Source organism: Sphingomonas sp. NBWT7 (assembly GCF_014217605.1).
Lineage (GTDB): Bacteria > Pseudomonadota > Alphaproteobacteria > Sphingomonadales > Sphingomonadaceae > Sphingomonas.
Map to the genome: position 1 here is coordinate 23945 of NZ_CP043639.1, position 16765 is coordinate 40709.

Genomic DNA, 16765 nt, shown 5'->3' on the forward strand with positions numbered 1-16765 from the left:
GCGAACGGCGGTTGGTGGTGATCAGCCCTTCAGCTTGGCGACGGCATCGGCGAGCTGGCCGACCGTCTCGATCTCGGCCTGCATGTTCATCGTGATGATGATGTCGAATTCGTCCTCGATCGCGGCGACGAAATCCATCACCGTCAGCGAATCCCACTCCAGGTCGCCCTGGAACGTCGTCGCCTCGGTCACGGTGACGCCCTTCTTGTTGAAGGGTTCGATCTGGCTCTTGATCGTGTCGAGAATGCTGTCGCGGTCGCTCATGCCGGGTCCTTAGCTGCTCGCGGCGGGGGTGCCAATCGAATGCGGCGGAAGCGTGGTCGACGCGCGCGCAGCCGAGCGCTAACGTCCGATGCCGTAGGCGCGCGCAGTCTCCGCAAGGCCGTCTGTGAGTGCGATCGTCGGCGTCCACAGCGTGGCCGGCGGCCGGCACGCCGCACGGGCGGTCCAGTCGGGATGGCTCAGATAGCCGACGCGATCGGACGTCAGCTTCGCGCCCGCGCCGCGGATCGCGCCGTCGAGCCGCGCGCCGACCTGCAGCAGAGCCTTGGGCAGGTGCAGCGGCAGCACGCGGCGGCCGACCGCGCGGCCGATCGCGGCGGCGAGCGCGCCATGCGTCAGCGCGTTACCATCGTCTGCTTCATAGACGGTGCGCTCCCCCGGCCGCTCGGCGAGCGCGACGAGCAGCCGCGCGAGATCGTCGACGTGGATCAGCGAGACACGCCCCGGCGGGGGCAGCAGCGCGAGCCCCGCGCGCGCGAGCCGGAACATGTCGCGCAGCTCGGTATCGCCCGGGCCGTACACGCCCGTCGGCCGCACGATCGTCCAGTCCGCCGCGCTCGCCATCACGCAAGCCTCCGCCTCGCGCTTCGACCAGCCGTAGTTCGACAGCTGCGGCTCGCGCGCGGACAGCGAGGAGACGTGGACGAAGCGGCGCGTGCCGCTCGCCGCCAGCATCGCCTGCGTGCCGGTGACGTTGCCCGCGACGAAGCCCGCGCGGTCGGGGGCGTTCACGACGCCGGCGACATGCAGGACCGCGTCCGCCCCGTCGACCAGCGCTTCGAGCGCCCCGGGATCGTTCAGCGAGCCCGCGATCCAGTCGACGCCCGATCGTGCCGGCTGCGGGCGGCGGACGAGCGCGCGTACGGCGTGCCCTTCCGCCAGCGCGCGCGCGATCGTCGACCGCCCGACGAAGCCTGTGCCACCCGTGATCGCCAGGATCACAGCAGCGCCATGTGGTTGCGGTGAACGAGCGCCGCGCGCGGGGCGTAGCCGAGCAGCGCCTCGTGCTCCTCGCTTCGCCGGCCGAGCAGCTGCGTCACCTCCGCCGCGTCATATTCCGCCAGGCCGCGCGCGATCACCCCCGCTGGCCCCTCGATCGCCACCACGTCACCGCGCACGAAACGCCCTTCGACCCCGGTCGCGCCCGCCGCCAGCAGGCTACGTCCGGCAGCGAGCGCGCTCGCCGCGCCGGCGTCGATGCGGATCGTCCCTTTCACCGTCAACCGCCCCGAGAGCCACGCGCGCCGCGCGCCGGAGCGCCGCTCCGGCCGGAAGATCGTGTGGCGCCCCGCGGTCGACAGCGGCCGATCGATCCGACCCGAGGCGATCGCCAGCGCGACCCCCGCGCCCGTCGCGATCCGCGCCGCTTCGATCTTGGAGACCATCCCGCCCGATCCCATGCCCGAGGCGGATCCGGTATCGGCCATGCCCGCGATCGCAGCGTCGTTCCGCGATACCTCCGCGATATGCGTTGCGCCTGGCAAGGCGGGATTGCGATCGTACAACCCGTCGATGTCGGACAGCAGCAGTACGCCGTCCGCACTCGCAGCCTGCGCCACGCGCGCCGCCAGCCGGTCGTTGTCGCCGAAGCGGATCTCGGCGGTGGCAACGCTGTCGTTCTCGTTGATGATCGGCACCACGCCGAGCTGAAGCAGCCGACCGAGCGTTGCCGCCGCGTTGAGGTAGCGGCGGCGATCCTCGAGATCGTCGAGCGTGACGAGCATCTGCGCCGCCGTCATCTGCTGCGCGTCGAGCACATCAGCCCACGTCCGGCTGAGTGCGATCTGCCCGGTTGCGGCGGCGGCCTGCGCATCCTCCAGGCTCGCCCGGCCGCCACGCGCCAGCCCCAGCCGGCGTGCGCCGAGCGCGATCGATCCCGACGAGACGATCGCCACCTGCTGGCCAGCTCGCACGCGGGCGGCGACGTCGGCGGCGATCCCTTCGAGCCACGAACGACGCACCGCGCCTGCCGGATCGACGAGCAGCGCGGAGCCGATCTTGACGATGAGGCGCTGGCAGGAGGCGGGGGGAAAAAGCATCGGCGGCCATCGTTAGAGCGATCGCGGCGCTCGCGAAAGGCGGGAGCGGGCGACGTTCGGGCTAATCAGCGCGGCGGAACCGGCGCGCGCAATGCTCGGTTGGTGCGGCCATGCTGATGACGTTGATCGTCGTGCTGATCGTCTCCGGCGCGCTGCTGATCGGCGCGGCTTGGGGCATCTACGGCAAGCTGCCGTCGGGTCTCGACGGTTTCCTGGTGGCGTTGGCTGGCGGCGCGCTGCTTTTGTCGGTGACGTCCGAACTGATCCAGCCGTCGATCGAGGCGAGTTCCTTGTGGGTCGCCGCGATCGGGGTGGCGGCAGGCGCCGCGCTTTTCACCGCAGCGGATTATCTGATCGATGAGAAATGGGGGGCGGATTCGGGCGGCGGGCTGCTCGCCGCGATCACGCTCGACGGCGTGCCGGAGAACCTTGCGCTCGGCGTCGCGCTGATCGGCGCGGGGCCGAGCGAGGTCGCGGCGCTCGCGGGCTCGATCCTGCTGTCGAACCTGCCCGAGGCGGCGGGCGGCGCGCGCGACATGGCGCGTGACGGACAGTCGAAGGGAAGGGTGCTTGCACTGTGGGCGGCGACGGCGGCGTTGCTGTCGGCGGCGGCGATCGCGGGCAACCTGCTGCTCGAAGGCGCGAGCGAATCGCATCTGGCGGCGATCCGCTGCGTCGCGGCCGGCGCGGTGATCGCCAGCCTTGCGACCGAGGTCTTTCCCAAGGCGTTCAAGGAGGATCAGCACTGGGCCGGCATCGCCACCGCATTGGGCGCGATCCTCGCCTTTGCGCTCGGCAGCCTTGACGGAGGCTGATCTCAGTCCTGCAGCCGCAACGCTACGTCGTTCATGAAGCGCACGTCGTCACCCGCCGCGAGCGTCGGCGCTTCTGCGGCGAGCGCGCCGAGCAGGTCTCTGAGCGGATCGATCTCGCTCTTGGCGTAATTGCCGAGGACATGGCCGGTGACGCGATCCTTGTGGCCGGGATGGCCGATCCCGATTCGCACGCGACGGAAATCGGGGCCGAGATGCTGATCGATTGAGCGCAGCCCGTTATGCCCGGCGAGCCCGCCGCCCTGGCGCACCTTGACCTTCATCGGCGCGAGATCGAGCTCGTCGTGGAACACCGTCAGCGCCTCGACGCCCAGCTTGTAGAAGCGCAGCGCCTCGGCCACGCTGCGGCCGCTCTCGTTCATGAACGTCGCGGGCTTGAGCAGCAGCACCTTGTGATTGCCAAGCCGCCCCTCGCGCACCCAACCCTGAAATTTCTTCGCATCGGTGCCGAAGCCGTGCACCTCGGCGATCGCATCGAGCGCCATGAAGCCGACGTTGTGGCGGTGCATGGCATATTGCGGGCCCGGATTGCCGAGGCCGACCCATAGCTGCACGTTCCATCTCCCATCAGCAGCCGACGTATCGGAACTGGTGCTGGCCGCTTCCAGCCAGCGCGTTCAACGAAAAACGGGCGGTGGCGTTGCCGCCTCCCGCCCGCTTCGCAAACCGGCCGCCCCGCAGGGCGGCAACAGGCGATCAGCCCTCGGCCTTGTCCTCGCCCTCGGCGTCGTCCGCCGGTGCTTCGGCTTCCGCCTCGGCAGCGGCGTCGGCCGATGCTGCCTCGGCGAGCGCGGCCTCTTCCTCGGCCTGCTCCTGCGCCTCGGCCTTCATCGCCGACGGCGCAACGAGCGTCGCGATGGTGAAGTCACGATCATCGATCGCTGATTCAGTGCCCTTGGGCAGCGTGACGTCCGAAATGTGCACGGTATCGCCGATATCGCGACCCTTGAGCGAAATCTTGATCTCCGACGGGATATCCGACGCGTCGCAGGTCAGCTCCAGCTCATGGCGTACGATGTTGAGCACGCCGCCCTTCTTCAGGCCGGGTGCATCCTCTTCATCGGTGAACACGACCGGCACCGCAACGGTGACGGTGGCATGCGCCGAGATGCGCAGGAAATCGACGTGCACCGGGCGATCGGAAACCGGGTGGAACGCGACGTCCTTGGGCAGGGTGCGCTCGCCGTTGATCATCACGACGGTGTTCATGAAGTGGCCGGTGCCGAGCGCCTTGACGAGCGCGCGCTCCTCGAGGTGGATCGAGGTCGGTTCCTTGTTCTGGCCGTAGATCACGGCGGGGACGCGGCCGTCACGACGCAGCGCCCGGGAGGCTCCCTTGCCAACCCGGTCACGCGTCTCGGCTGCGAGCGTCAACTGGTCGCTCATTGCATTCTCCGAAACGAATAGATGTGCCTTCCGCGCCACGCCTCCAGGGATGACCATGGCCGGAAGCGGGCGCGCATAGCGGCGGAGGCGCCGAAAGGCAAGGCGGCGCGCCGATCGGACGGGTCGGCGCCGCGGTGCTTGCGGCGCGACGGTCAATCGGCATAACAGCGGCTAAGTCGGCCGGCTTACGATGCCGACATGCGAGGAGAGAAGGATGGCCGGACCGCACCCCCTATTCGATCTGTCGGGTAAGGTCGCGTTGATCACCGGGGGCTCGCGCGGGCTTGGCCGCGAGATGGCGCTGGCCTTTGCCGATGCCGGCGCCGACGTGATCGTCTCCAGCCGCAAGGCGGACGCGTGCGACGCGGTGGTGAAGGAGATCGAGGCCAAGGGCCGGCGCGCCGCGGCGATCCCCGCGCACGCCGCCAAGTGGGACGAGATGGATACGCTGGCCGAGGCGGCATGGAATACCTTCGGCCGGCTCGACATCCTCGTCGCCAATGCCGGCATGGGGCCGCTGGTGCCGAGCCACGAGGTATCCGAAGCGCTGTTCGACAGCGTCGTCGGACTGAACTTCAAGGGGCCGTTCCGGCTGATGGCGAACATCGCGCACCGCATGAGCCAGCCCGATGCCAACGACGGCGGTGGCGGCACGATCCTTGCCACCTCGTCGATCGCGTCGCTGCGCCCGACGCCGCAGGTGGTGCCCTATGCCGGGGCCAAGGCGGCGCTCAACGCGATGGTGACGAGCATGGCGCACGAATACGGGCCTAAGGTGCGGATCAACGCGATCGCCGCCGGGCCCTTCCTGACCGACATCGCCAAGGCGTGGACCGAGGAAGCGCGCGAGACGACCGACAGCGCCGCGGGCCGCCCCGGTCGCCCGGAGGAGATCGTCACCAGCGCGCTGTTCCTGGCGAGCCCGGCGTCGAGCTTCGTCACCGGCACCGTCATCCGCTGCGACGGTGGCTGCTGATGGCCGCCGATCTGGAAGCGCAATCGGTCGACGCCGCCTGGCTCACCAAGCGGTTGCGCGACGCGGGCGTGTTGCGCGATGCCAAGGTGACGGACGTCGAGGCGACGCCGGTGGGCGTCGGCATGCTGGGCGATTCGATCCGCTACGTCGTCCGTTACGACCGGGACGAGGGCGCGCCAGGCTCGTTCGTCGGGAAGTTCGCCAGCGCCGATCCGACCAGCCGGCAGACGGGCGGCGGGTTCGGCCTCTACGAACGCGAAGTCGGATTCTACCGCCATCTCGCCGATACGGTGGCGATCCGCTCGCCGCGTTGCGTGTCGGCGGAATACGATCCCGCCGACGCGACATTCGCGCTGCTGCTCGAGGATCTGACGCCGGCGCGGCCAGGCAACCAGTTGGCGGGATGCGACATTCCTGACGCCGAACGCGCGATGGAGCAGGCGGCGGCGCTGCACGGCCCGCGGTGGAACGATGCCAGCCTGCGCGATCACGCGTTCCTCAACATGACCGGCGCGCGCGACTTCGTGATCCAGGTGTTTCCCGATTGCCTGGCGGAATTCCACCGCCGCTACGACGGCGTGCTCGAGCCCGAATACATGGCGGTGTGTGACCGTTACGGTGAACTCGTTGCCAATGCGCACAGCCACGAGCCGACGAGCTTCACGTTGACGCATGGCGACTTCCGCCTCGACAACATGCTGTTCGACGCGCGTGGCGGCGAGGTGCCGCTGGCGGTGCTCGACTGGCAATCGCCGGCGATCGGGCTGGGCGCGGTCGACGTCGCCTATTTCCTCGGCATGGCGCTGTCGATCGAGAACCGCCGCAGCCATGAGAAGCACCTTCTCGACTATTATCTCGAGCGGCTGCGCGGCTACGGCGTGCGCGACTATGGCTACGACGATCTCTATCGCGACTATCGGCTGACGCTGCTGTCGGGTGTGTCGACCGCCATCTTCGCCTCGGCATCGACCAAGCGTACCGAACGCGGCGACGCGATGTTTCTCGCGATGGCGCGGGGCGGGTGCGCGCAGGCGATCGACTGCGACGCGCTCGCGCTGATCGCCTGACGCCGACTACCGGTACGAGAAGAAGGGGCGAGCGATGGGGGGATTGGTTGCCGCGACGGCGCTGACGCCGAGCGGCACGGGCTACACCGTCGCGCTCGATCGCGACTGGGAGATCTGGGGCCCTGCCGGGGGCTATATCGCGGCGATCGCGCTGCGTGCGGTGCGCGAGCGGGCCGCCGCCGGGCATCGGCCAGTGACGATCACCGGGCAGTTCGTGCGCGTCGCCCGGTGGGAAACGCTCAACGTCGCCGTCGAGGCGGTCAAGGAGGGAGCGTCGTCGCTCTACGCCGTCACACTGTCGCAGGAGGGGCGGCCGGTATTCCTGGCGCAGGTATGGACGACGTCGCGCGCCGATGCCTCGCTTCCCGTGACGCCGACAATGCCCGACGTGCCTCGCCCGGAGACGTTGCGCGATCAGGAGGCGATCGCCGCCGAGCGCGGGATCGCGACCAATCGCTTCTGGACCAATCTGGAAAGCCGGCCGGTGCATTTCCGGCTGCACAGCGATCCGCCCGCCCCGGTACCGCAGCAGTATCGTTGGATGCGCTTTCGCGATTGGCCAGCGGACGGCGCGGACGATCTGTTCTTCGACGCGATGCGCAGCGCGCTGCTGATCGATCTGGGCATCTGGCCTGGGCACTGGCATCGCCTGACCGAGAGCGCGGCGTATCTCGCGCCGTCGCTCGATCTCACCGTCTACTTTCACGGCAATCGCCCGGCGGACGATTGGCTGCTGAGCGAAGCGGACAGCGACGTCTCGGGCGACGGGTTGATCAGCGGCCGGGTGCGCATGTGGAGCGCGGACGGACGCGCGCTGGCGACGGGCAGCGGGCACTGCCTGGTGACGATCCCCAAGCCGCGCTGAGCCGCGCGCCGGCTAAGCGCGCGGCAGCCAGTCGGCGAGGATCGCGTTGACCGCTTCGGGCGCTTCCTGCTGAACCCAGTGCGACACGCCGGGGAGGCGGCGGATCGTCAGGTCGGCAACGTAGCGGTCGGTCCCGTCGAGCGTTTCGAGCCCGAGCGCCTTGTCCTCCTCGCCCCAGACGATCAGCGTCGGCACGTCGACGCGGCCGTCGCCGATGTCGAGCGCGCCGCGATGACGCACGGCGGCGCGATACCAGTTGATCATCGCGGTAAGCGCGCCGGGACGCTGTGCGGCGCGCGCATAGACGTCGAGCACGTCGCGCGGGAAGCGGCTCTTGTCCACTGCCATGCCACGAAACGCCTCGCGGATGCCGCGCGCGTCGCGGCGCCCCATCGACCATTCGGGCAGCCGCGGAATCTGGAAGAAGGCGACGTACCAGCTGCGGCGGCGCTGCGGCCCATGCTTCAGCGCTTCCGCGAAGCAGGCGGGGTGGGGCAGGTTCATCACCACCAGCCGTTCGATCGGGCGGACGCGGCGGATCGCGAACAACCAAGCGATCGCGCCGCCCCAATCGTGCGCGATCAGCGTCAGCTTCTTTGCGCCGCTCGCGTCGAACAAGGCGGCTGCATCGGCGACGATCCGGTCCGCGCTATAGGCGGCGACGCCGGCCGGGCGCGACGAGGCGCCGTAGCCGCGCTGGTTGGGCGCCCACACACGATAGCCCCTCTCGGCCAGCAGCGGCATCTGGTAGCGCCAAGAGAAGTTCAGTTCCGGAAAGCCGTGCAGGCACAGCGCGAGGTGATCGCCGCTGCCTGCCTCCGCGACCTCGAAGGTGAGGCCGTTCGCCGCGACCTCGCGCACGGTGATGCCGCTGTCCGCCGGCGGCTGCCAGCTCGGCGTCACGCGTTGCTGCCTTCTGTCGCGTAGCGGAAGAGGTTGGGCTGCCCGGTCCACGCCGTCTGCCCGCCGTCCGCGACCATGATCGTGCCGGTAACGTAGGAGGCCGCGTCGGAGGCGAGGAAGGCGATCACCTCCGCCATCTCCTCCGGCTGGCCGGGGCGGCCCATCGGGATCGTGTCGTGCCACGCCGATTCGAGACCCGGCATCAGCGCCGCCCCCGCGGTGAGCGGTGTCGCGATGAGACCGGGGCAAAGCGCGTTGACACGGATGCCGTCGCGCGCGTGATCGACCGCGAGGCTGCGCGTGTAGTTGATGACGCCGGCTTTCGCGGCATTGTACGCGGTGAAGCCATAGTCGCCGCCGAGCCCCGAAATCGAGGCGGTATTGACGATCGCGGCCTTTCCACCGGTCATGTGCGGGATCGCGGCGCGGCAGGCGTAGAAGACGGCGTGGAGATTGATCGCAACGACGCGATCCCACGCCGCGGGATCAACGTCGGGCGTCTTGCCGAAAATGCCGATCCCAGCATTGTTGACGAGGATGTCGATGCGCCCGTGCGCGTCGACGGCACTGGCCACGGCGGCTTCGATCTGCGCGCGGTCGGCGACGTCGGCGGTGAGCGCGAGGCCACCCGTCTCGGCCGCGACCTTCTCTGCCGCCTCGGCGTTGAGATCGACGAGGACGAGCCGCGCACCCTCGCGTGCCAGCAGCCGTGCGGTCGCCGCACCGATCCCCGATCCGCCGCCGGTGATCACCGCTACCCTGTCCGTGAACCGCATTGTCGCTCTCCCCTGTCCGCCGGTCGCCGGTTGATTCGGCGCGCGCTTCAGGCCATCATAACTTTCGTTATGGCTGCTGGGAAATGGCAGGCCGGGGAGAGGGATCAATGACGACGGGCAAGCGCGCTTGCATCATCGGCGCAGGCTGTTCGGGCTTCACCACCGCCAAGCGGCTGAAGGACGAAGGCATCGCGTTCGACTGTTTCGAGATGTCCGACGATATCGGCGGCAATTGGTATTATAAGAATCCCAACGGCAAGTCGGCCTGCTACCAGTCGCTGCATATCGACACGTCGAAATGGCGGCTGGCGTTCGAGGATTATCCGGTGCCGGCGAACTGGCCCGATTTTCCGAGCCACGCGCAGTTGTGGCAGTATTTCCGCGATTACGTCGATCACTTCGGCCTGCGAGCGCTGATCACGTTCAACACCGCGGTGACGCGGGCGGCGCGCAAGCCCGGCGGGGGGTGGCAGGTGACGCTGTCGACCGGCGAAACGCGTGAGTATGAGACGCTGTTCGTGTGCAACGGGCACCATTGGGATCCCAAGGTTCCCGACTATCCGGGCAGCTTCGACAACCCGCATTTCCATGTCCACAGCTATCGTGATCCGTATGATCCGGTCGACTTGCGCGGGAAGAACGTCGTCGTCGTCGGCATGGGCAATTCGGCGATGGACGTCGCGAGCGAGCTGTCACAGCGACACCTGGCGAAGAACCTATGGGTCGCGGCGCGGCGCGGCGTGTGGGTGCTGCCCAAGATGGCGGGCGGCAAGCCGATGGACAAATCCGCCATGCCGACGTGGATGCCGCGCAAGCTAGGCAAGGCGATCGCCCGCCGCGCGATCAAGAAGATGGTCGGCCGGATGGAGGATTACGGCCTGCCCAAGCCCGATCACGAGCCGCTCGATGCGCATCCCAGCGTCTCGGGCGAGTTCCTGACGCGCGCGAGCTGCGGCGACATCAAGTTCAAGCCCAATATCAAGGCGCTGGAAGGAACGCGCGTCCGCTTCGAGGACGACAGCGTCGAGGAAGTCGACGCGATCATCTACGCGACGGGCTACAAGATCAGCTTCCCGTTCTTCGACGATCCGGCGCTGTTGCCCGACGCGCAGAACCGCTTCCCGCTGTTCAAGCGGATGGTGATCCCGGGCATCCACGACCTGTTCTTCATGGGGCTGGCGCAGCCGCTGCCGACGCTGGTCAATTTCGCCGAGCAGCAGTCGAAGCTCGTCGCCGGGTTCATGACGGGCCGCTACGCGCTGCCGTCGGTCGACGAGATGCGCGGCATCACCGCGGAGGACGAGGCGACCGAGCTCGGCGATTACTACCAGTCGACGCGCCACACGATCCAGGTCGATTTCGCGCGCTACGTCGCCGATCTCCATAAGGAGATCGCCAAGGGCGAGCGGCGCGCGAAGGCGCAGACTGGCAAGGTGGCGGCATGACCGACACTATGGTGCGGCCCGAGGCGGCGCCCGCCGCACTCGACGCCGCCGATCGCGCGGCGCTGGTCGACAGCGTGCGGCGGCTGCTCGCCGATCGCTGCACCGAAGCCGACGTTCGCCGGATCATGGACAGTGAGAGCGGTCACGATGCCGCGCTGTGGCGCGCGCTGGTCGACCTTGGCGTCGTCGGGCTGACGGTGCCGGAAGAGCACGGCGGGGCGGGGCTAGGGCCGGTCGAGCTCGAACTGGTGATGGAGGAGGCCGGCGCCGCCCTGCTGCCGGCGCCGCTGATCTCGACCGCGATGGCGAGCGTGCTGTTCAATGGCGAGCGACTGGCCAAGATCGCCGACGGCTCGACGATCGCCGCCGTCGCCTTCGTCGGCGCGTACGACTGGACCGGGCGAAGCGACGTCCGCGTCGCCGGCGACCGGCTGACAGGAACCGCGCGCTTCGTACCCGATGCTGCGATCGCGAACCTGATCGTCGTCGCGGGTGAGGACGGCGTGTTCGTTGTCGAGCGCTGCGATGTCACGATCACGCCGCTGCCTGTCTTCGATCGGACGCGCCGCATGGCGGACGTCGCCTTTAACGGGCCGGCGACCAGGATCGGCGACAGCGCGCGCGTGGCTGCCGCCCGTGACATCGGCATCGTCGCGCTGGCGGGCGAGCAGGCCGGCGGTGTGCGGCGCATGCTCGAGCGCACCGTCGCCTATGCCACCGAGCGGCACCAGTTCGGCCGCGCGATCGGCAGCTTCCAGGCGATCAAGCACATGGCCGCCGACCTGTTGCTGGAGAGCGAGTCCGCGACCTCAGCGGCGCGCGACGCGGCACGGCAGCTCACCGAGGGCAGCCAAACCAAGGATGCGGCGATCGCGCTCGCCGCCTTCGCTTGTGCCGATGCGTTCGTGCGCGTCGCGAAAGACGGTATCCAGATGCACGGCGGGATCGCCTTCACTTGGACCAATCCGGCGCATCTCTATCTGCGTCGCGCGCGGTCGGGCGCGCAGCTGCTGGGCGACGGCAACCAGTGGCGCGAACGATATATCCAGGCGCTGGAGGCGCAGGCATGAGCAGCGGGATCACCGAAGACGCGTTGCGAGCCGAGGTAGAGGCGTGGCTCGCCGACAATTGGACCGGGCTGCCGGCGCATCACGAGAGCTTCGGGCGCGATCCGCGTAGCGAATGGCTCGCCAAGGTGCGCGACGGCGGCTGGGCGACGCCGCGTTGGGACGCAGAATGGCATGGCCGCGGCCTGTCGAACGATCAGGCCAAGATCGTCGAGCGCGCCTTCGCGGCGGTCGGCGCGCCCGGTGCGGGGCAGGACCGGTCGAACCTGTGGGCGAACACCGCGCTCGCGCATGCCACCGACAGCTTCAAGCGGACGATCGTGTCGCAGCTGCTCGCCGGGGAGGTCGGCATGTGTCTGCTCTATTCGGAGCCGGGTGCCGGATCCGATCTCGCCGCGGTGCGCACGCGCGCCGACAAGGTGGAGGGCGGCTGGCGCGTCACCGGACAGAAGGTGTGGACGAGCGGGGCGGCGGTGGCCGATTACGGCATGTTGATCGCGCGCACCGATTGGGACGTGCCCAAGCATCGCGGCATCAGCTTCTTCTTCCTGCCGATGAAGCAGGAGGGCGTCGAGGTGCGTCCGCTGCGCCAGATCACCAATGAGTCGCACTTCAACGAGGTGTTCATCACCGACGCCTTCGTCCCGGAGGAAAATCTGCTTGGGCCGCTCAACGGCGGCTGGGCGGTGCTGCAGACCGCGCTCGCCTATGAACGATCGGTGATGGGCGATGCGGCGCGCGGGCCCCGGTCGGGGGCGGGCGGGCCGAAGGGCGACTATTCGCTGCTAGGCCTCGCGCAGGAAGCGGGGCGGCTCGACGATCCGCTCGTGCGGCAGGACGTAGCGCAGGTGATCGCCTGGCGCGTGCTCAACAAGCTCAACACGCAGCGCGCCAAGGCCGATATGGCGCAGGGCACGTCCTCGCCGATCATGTCGCTCGGCAAGCTCGCGATGAGCCGCATCCTGCACGAGGAGGCGCGCGTGCGCACGATGCTGCTCGGGCCGGAGAGCCTGCTCGAAGGGCCGGATCATCCGCGCGCGGAGGATGCCAACTTCCTGTCGCTGAACGCCTATTTCACCTCGATCGGCGGCGGCACCGATCAGATCCAACGCAACATCATCGGCGAACGCGTGCTTGGCCTGCCCAAGGAGCCCGAAGTCGATCGCACGATCCCGTTCCGCGACGTGCGGGCGGGCTGAACAGACAAAGGGGGGGACACGGCATGGCGCGGACGATCTTCATTACCGGTGGGGCGTCGGGCATCGGGCTCGCCGCCGCGCGCCGCTTCAACCGCGAGGGCTGGACGGTCGGGATCGGTGACATCGACGCGGCGGGCATGAAGCGCGTCGCGGACGAACTCGGCGTGTTCACTGCAACGCTCGACGTGCGCGACCGCGCGCAATGGGCCGCCGCGCTCGACGGCTTCGTCGCGCAGGCGGGCAAGCTTGACGTGCTGCTCAACAACGCCGGGATCGCGCGCTACGGCATGTTCGAGGAAGTGACGCCCGATGAATCCGATCTGCAGATCGACATCAACGTCAAGGGCGTCGTCAACGGCGCCTATGCCGCGCTGCCGCACCTGAAGCAGGTGCGCGGCAGTCGGCTGGTCAACGTCGCGTCGGTGGCGGGAATTGTCGGCTCGCCCGGTCTCGCGACCTATTCGGCGACCAAGCACGCGGTACGCGGGCTGACCGAGGCGCTCGACGCGGAGTGGACGCGGCACGGCATCAACGTCACCTGCGTGATGCCGTTCTTCGTCGAGACGCCGATCCTCGATGCGGGCTCGAAGGGCAGCAACCGCACGATCCGTGACGCGATCGGCCAGTCGCCTGTCTACACCGTCGAGGAGGCGGCCGAAATGGTGTGGCGCGCAGTGCACGGCCACGAGCGCGAGTATATCGTCGGCAAGGCCGGGCGGCAGGCGCATTTCGCGCGCCGCTTCATGCCCGGCCGACTGCGCAAGCGGATGAAGGCGGCGTTCGCTTCCTGATCGCCCTACGCTGCGGGCGTCGCGCCCTTCGGCGCAGGGGCCTTGGGTCTGAACGCGCACAGATCGGCGACCGCGCAGCGCCAGCATTCGGGGCGCCGTGCCTTGCACACGTAGCGCCCGTGCAGGATCAGCCAGTGGTGCGCGTGGAGGCGGAACGGTTGCGGCACCGCCTTCTCCAGCTTCAGTTCGACCGCCAGCGGGGTCTTCCCCTTGGCCAGCCCGGTACGGTTGCCGACGCGGAAGATGTGCGTGTCGACGGCGAACGTCTCTGCGCCGAACGCGGTGTTCATCACGACGTTGGCGGTCTTGCGCCCGACGCCGGCGAGTTGCTCAAGCGCATCGCGATCCGCCGGCACCTCGCCGCCGTGGCGATCGACGAGCGCCTGGCTCAGCGCGATGACGTTCTTCGCCTTGGCGTTGAACAGCCCGATCGTCTTGATGTGCTGCTTCAGCCCGTCCTCGCCGAGCGCCAGCATCTCGGCCGGCGTGCGGACGATATCGAACAGGCGCCGTGTCGCCTTGTTGACGCCAGCATCGGTCGCCTGAGCCGACAGGACGACCGCGACGAGCAGCTGATAGGTGTTGCCCGATTCAAGCTCGGTCTCGGGATGCGGGTTCGCTTCGGCGAGGCGACGGAAGAATTCGAAAACGTCCGCCTTCTTCACGGCTGCTGCCTCAAAAGCCGAGCACCTCACTCATCCCGTAGCGGCCGGCCGGCTTGTCCGCGAGCCACAGCGCAGCCTTGATCGCGCCGCGCGCGAAGATCGTGCGATCCTCGCCGCGATGGCCGAGCTCGATCCGCTCGCCCTCGCCGGCGAAGACCACCATGTGATCGCCGATCACCGATCCGCCGCGCAGCGACGCGAAACCGATCGTGCCCTCGGTACGGGCGCCGACCAGACCGGCGCGGCTGTCGACCCGCTCCTCGCCCAGTGTCGTGCCGCGGCCCTTCGCCGCCGCATCGCCGAGCAGCAGCGCGGTGCCCGACGGCGCATCGACCTTGTGGCGGTGGTGCATCTCGGCGATCTCGATGTCCCACTCAGGCCCGAGCCGCGCTGCCGCCTCACGCACCAGATTGGCGAGGAGCGTGACGCCGAGCGAGGTATTGCCCGTCTGCAGCACCGCGATCGTCTCCGCCGCGCGATCGAGCAGCGCATGGTGCGTCGAATTGAGCCCGGTGGTGCCGACGACGATCGGCGTGCGCGCGCCGGTCGCGGCGGCGAGATGCGCCTCGAGCGCGGCCGGCGTCGAGAAATCGACCAGCACGTCCGCCGCGTGCGCCAGCGCCACCGCGTCATCCGACGCATCGGCACCGCCGGCGATCGCGACCCCGTCGTCGTGCGCGATGGTGGCGATGGCGCGACCCATCCGCCCCGCGCTGCCGTAGATGCCGATCGCGGCCATGTGCGTCCTTCCCGCTCGTTCGCGCCCCGTTACCCGGCGCGTCCGGGTGCGTCGAGGGGCTGCGATTTCCCGCGGTCGCCTGCCGACGCGCGATCGCTTATGCCTGCGTCATGATGAACCCAGGCAATATCGTCGTTCTGACCGGCGCCGGCATTTCGGCGGAAAGCGGCCTTGCCACGTTCCGCGGACCGGGCGGGCTGTGGGAGGGGCACCGGGTAGAGGACGTGTGCACGCCTGAGGCGTTGGCGGCGGATCCGGCGCTGGTGCACCGCTTCTACGATCTGCGCCGCGCGGCGCTTCGCGACGTCGCGCCCAATGCGGCGCACACGGCGCTGGCGCGGCTCGATGCGGCATGGCCGGGCGAGCTGCTGATCGTGACGCAGAACGTCGACGACCTGCACGAGCGCGCCGGCGCGTGCCGCCTGCTGCACATGCACGGCGAACTGATGTCGGCGCTGTGTGCCGCCTGCGGCGCGCGTGCACCGTCGCCGCTGGCACTGCCGCCGGGAACGGCGTGCGCGGCGTGCGGGGCGGCGGCGCTGCGGCCCGACATCGTCTTCTTCGGCGAGATGCCGTACCAAATGGAGCGGATCGAGCGCGCGCTGGCCGCGTGCGACCTGTTCGTCTCGATCGGCACGTCGGGCGCGGTCTATCCTGCCGCCGGCTTCGTGCAGCTCGCCAACCATTATGGCGCCGCGACGCTCGAGCTCAATCTCGAGCCGTCGGGCGGCAGCGGATGGTTCGACGAGAGCCGGCGCGGCGCGGCGACGACGCTGGTGCCGGCCTGGATCGACGAGATGCTCGCGGCCTGACCGCGCCAGTACCCCGCAATTATTCGACCCAGTCGAGCCCCAGGTCGCGATAGACGCCGCGGTCCTCGTCCCAGCCGGGCTTCACCTTGACGTGGAGGTAGAGATGCACCGGGCGGTCGAGCAACGTCGTCAGCTCGGCGCGAGCGCGGGCGCCGATCTCCTTGATCCGCGCGCCGCCCTTGCCGAGCACGATCGCGCGCTGCGTCGGGCGTTCGACGAGGATCTGCTGGTGGATCTCCGCCGCGCCGTCGGGCCGGTCGACGAACTTCTCGGTCTCGACCGCTGCGGCATAGGGAAGCTCGGCGTGGAGCTGGAGGTAGAGCTGCTCGCGTGTCACTTCCGCGGCGAGCGTGCGCTCGCTCGCGTCGGACACCTGATCCTCGGGGAAGTGCCACGGCCCCTCCGGCATCGCGGCGGCGAGCGTCCGCTTCAGCTCGGGCAGGCCGTCGCCGGTCGCGGCGCTGATGAAGAACGTGTGCTCGAACGCGACCAGCGCGTTGAGCTTCTCGGCATGGACGAGCAGCTTGGGCTTGTCGGCGAGGTCGACCTTGTTGAGGACGAGGAACTTGCGTTCGGGGCGGTCGGCGATCCGCTCGGCGATGTCGGTCACCTTGGGGCCGAGCCCGCCCTTGGCGTCGACCACCAGCGCGAGCACGTCGGCGCCCTCCGTCCCGCCCCAGGCGGCGGCGACCATCGCGCGATCGAAGCGGCGTTTGGGATCGAAGATTCCCGGCGTATCGACCAGCAGCAGCTGCGCCTCGCCCTCCATCGCGACGCCGAGCAGGCGGGTGCGCGTCGTCTGCGCCTTGGGGCTGACGATCGCGACCTTCTGGCCGACGAGCGCGTTGACGAGGGTGGACTTGCCGGCGTTGGGGGCGCCAAGCACGGCGACGAGGCCGCAGCGGGTCATCGGGGTTCCT

19 protein-coding genes are annotated in these 16765 nt (G+C 69.2%); 9 read left to right on the top strand and 10 right to left on the bottom strand.

Annotated elements, in window-relative coordinates:
- Nucleotides 1-21: 21 nt before the first annotated feature.
- From F1C10_RS00140 to proB, 3 genes are all read right to left on the bottom strand, one after another.
- Complete coding sequence (locus tag F1C10_RS00140; RefSeq protein WP_185207704.1) at nucleotides 22-264, bottom strand: acyl carrier protein; 243 nt, start codon at nucleotides 262-264, stop codon at nucleotides 22-24.
- Between the two features lie 78 nt (nucleotides 265-342).
- Nucleotides 343-1224, bottom strand: a complete 882-nt coding sequence (locus F1C10_RS00145) for an NAD(P)-dependent oxidoreductase (RefSeq protein WP_185207706.1) — start codon at nucleotides 1222-1224, stop codon at nucleotides 343-345.
- A complete protein-coding gene (gene proB, locus F1C10_RS00150; RefSeq protein ID WP_185207708.1) occupies nucleotides 1221-2321 on the bottom strand; it encodes a glutamate 5-kinase in 1101 nt (366 codons plus the stop codon). Before proB ends, F1C10_RS00145 begins: the two co-directional genes overlap by 4 nt.
- A 110-nt stretch (nucleotides 2322-2431) precedes the next feature.
- Between proB and F1C10_RS00155 the strand changes: the two genes are divergently transcribed.
- Nucleotides 2432-3136, top strand: a complete 705-nt coding sequence (locus F1C10_RS00155) for a ZIP family metal transporter (RefSeq protein WP_185207709.1) — start codon at nucleotides 2432-2434, stop codon at nucleotides 3134-3136.
- Nucleotides 3137-3138: 2 nt separating this feature from the next.
- Here the strand turns inward: F1C10_RS00155 and pth are convergent, their stop codons facing one another.
- Nucleotides 3139-3708 carry an aminoacyl-tRNA hydrolase gene (pth, locus tag F1C10_RS00160; RefSeq protein ID WP_185207710.1) on the bottom strand — a complete coding sequence of 190 codons (570 nt, stop codon included), beginning with the start codon at nucleotides 3706-3708 and terminating at the stop codon, nucleotides 3139-3141.
- A gap of 142 nt (nucleotides 3709-3850) precedes the next feature.
- A complete protein-coding gene (locus F1C10_RS00165; RefSeq protein WP_185207712.1) occupies nucleotides 3851-4540 on the bottom strand; it encodes a 50S ribosomal protein L25/general stress protein Ctc in 690 nt (229 codons plus the stop codon).
- A gap of 214 nt (nucleotides 4541-4754) precedes the next feature.
- Between F1C10_RS00165 and F1C10_RS00170 the strand changes: the two genes are divergently transcribed.
- The 3 genes from F1C10_RS00170 to F1C10_RS00180 are packed head-to-tail and all read left to right on the top strand — an operon-like array spanning nucleotide 4755 to nucleotide 7448.
- The gene (locus tag F1C10_RS00170; RefSeq protein ID WP_185207714.1) at nucleotides 4755-5516 is read left to right on the top strand and encodes an SDR family NAD(P)-dependent oxidoreductase; all 762 of its coding nucleotides are present in this window, start codon (nucleotides 4755-4757) and stop codon (nucleotides 5514-5516) included.
- Complete coding sequence (locus tag F1C10_RS00175; protein ID WP_185207716.1) at nucleotides 5516-6583, top strand: phosphotransferase; 1068 nt, start codon at nucleotides 5516-5518, stop codon at nucleotides 6581-6583. Before F1C10_RS00170 ends, F1C10_RS00175 begins: the two co-directional genes overlap by 1 nt.
- Before the next feature lie 34 nt (nucleotides 6584-6617).
- A complete protein-coding gene (locus F1C10_RS00180) occupies nucleotides 6618-7448 on the top strand; it encodes an acyl-CoA thioesterase II (RefSeq protein ID WP_185207718.1) in 831 nt (276 codons plus the stop codon).
- Between the two features lie 12 nt (nucleotides 7449-7460).
- Here F1C10_RS00180 and F1C10_RS00185 read toward each other — a convergent pair whose 3' ends face one another.
- Nucleotides 7461-8351, bottom strand: coding sequence for an alpha/beta fold hydrolase (locus F1C10_RS00185; RefSeq protein WP_185207720.1), 891 nt, complete (start codon nucleotides 8349-8351; stop codon nucleotides 7461-7463).
- On the bottom strand, nucleotides 8348-9127 hold the full coding sequence (locus F1C10_RS00190) for an SDR family NAD(P)-dependent oxidoreductase (RefSeq protein ID WP_185207722.1): 780 nt from the start codon (nucleotides 9125-9127) through the stop codon (nucleotides 8348-8350). Before F1C10_RS00190 ends, F1C10_RS00185 begins: the two co-directional genes overlap by 4 nt.
- Before the next feature lie 107 nt (nucleotides 9128-9234).
- Here F1C10_RS00190 and F1C10_RS00195 point away from each other — a divergent pair, with 107 nt between their 5' ends.
- The 4 genes from F1C10_RS00195 to F1C10_RS00210 are packed head-to-tail and all read left to right on the top strand — an operon-like array spanning nucleotide 9235 to nucleotide 13629.
- The gene (locus F1C10_RS00195; RefSeq protein WP_219729767.1) at nucleotides 9235-10572 is read left to right on the top strand and encodes an NAD(P)/FAD-dependent oxidoreductase; all 1338 of its coding nucleotides are present in this window, start codon (nucleotides 9235-9237) and stop codon (nucleotides 10570-10572) included.
- On the top strand, nucleotides 10569-11642 hold the full coding sequence (locus F1C10_RS00200; RefSeq protein ID WP_219729768.1) for an acyl-CoA dehydrogenase family protein: 1074 nt from the start codon (nucleotides 10569-10571) through the stop codon (nucleotides 11640-11642). Before F1C10_RS00195 ends, F1C10_RS00200 begins: the two co-directional genes overlap by 4 nt.
- The gene (locus tag F1C10_RS00205; protein WP_185207726.1) at nucleotides 11639-12838 is read left to right on the top strand and encodes an acyl-CoA dehydrogenase family protein; all 1200 of its coding nucleotides are present in this window, start codon (nucleotides 11639-11641) and stop codon (nucleotides 12836-12838) included. The genes F1C10_RS00200 and F1C10_RS00205 overlap by 4 nt, the downstream gene beginning before the upstream one ends.
- A gap of 23 nt (nucleotides 12839-12861) precedes the next feature.
- Nucleotides 12862-13629, top strand: coding sequence for an SDR family oxidoreductase (locus F1C10_RS00210; protein ID WP_185207728.1), 768 nt, complete (start codon nucleotides 12862-12864; stop codon nucleotides 13627-13629).
- 5 nt (nucleotides 13630-13634) lie between these two features.
- Here F1C10_RS00210 and nth read toward each other — a convergent pair whose 3' ends face one another.
- Both nth and dapB read right to left on the bottom strand, forming a co-directional pair.
- Nucleotides 13635-14294 carry an endonuclease III gene (gene nth, locus F1C10_RS00215; RefSeq protein ID WP_185207730.1) on the bottom strand — a complete coding sequence of 220 codons (660 nt, stop codon included), beginning with the start codon at nucleotides 14292-14294 and terminating at the stop codon, nucleotides 13635-13637.
- A 10-nt stretch (nucleotides 14295-14304) separates the two neighbouring features.
- Complete coding sequence (gene dapB / locus F1C10_RS00220; RefSeq protein WP_185207732.1) at nucleotides 14305-15033, bottom strand: 4-hydroxy-tetrahydrodipicolinate reductase; 729 nt, start codon at nucleotides 15031-15033, stop codon at nucleotides 14305-14307.
- 110 nt (nucleotides 15034-15143) lie between these two features.
- On the opposite strand from dapB, the gene F1C10_RS00225 reads away from it, so the two are divergent.
- Nucleotides 15144-15845 carry an NAD-dependent deacylase gene (locus tag F1C10_RS00225; protein WP_185207734.1) on the top strand — a complete coding sequence of 234 codons (702 nt, stop codon included), beginning with the start codon at nucleotides 15144-15146 and terminating at the stop codon, nucleotides 15843-15845.
- Between the two features lie 19 nt (nucleotides 15846-15864).
- Here F1C10_RS00225 and era read toward each other — a convergent pair whose 3' ends face one another.
- Entirely contained in the window at nucleotides 15865-16755 is an 891-nt protein-coding gene (gene era, locus F1C10_RS00230) for a GTPase Era (RefSeq protein WP_185207736.1), read from the bottom strand.
- Between the last annotated feature and the right edge of the window lie 10 nt (nucleotides 16756-16765).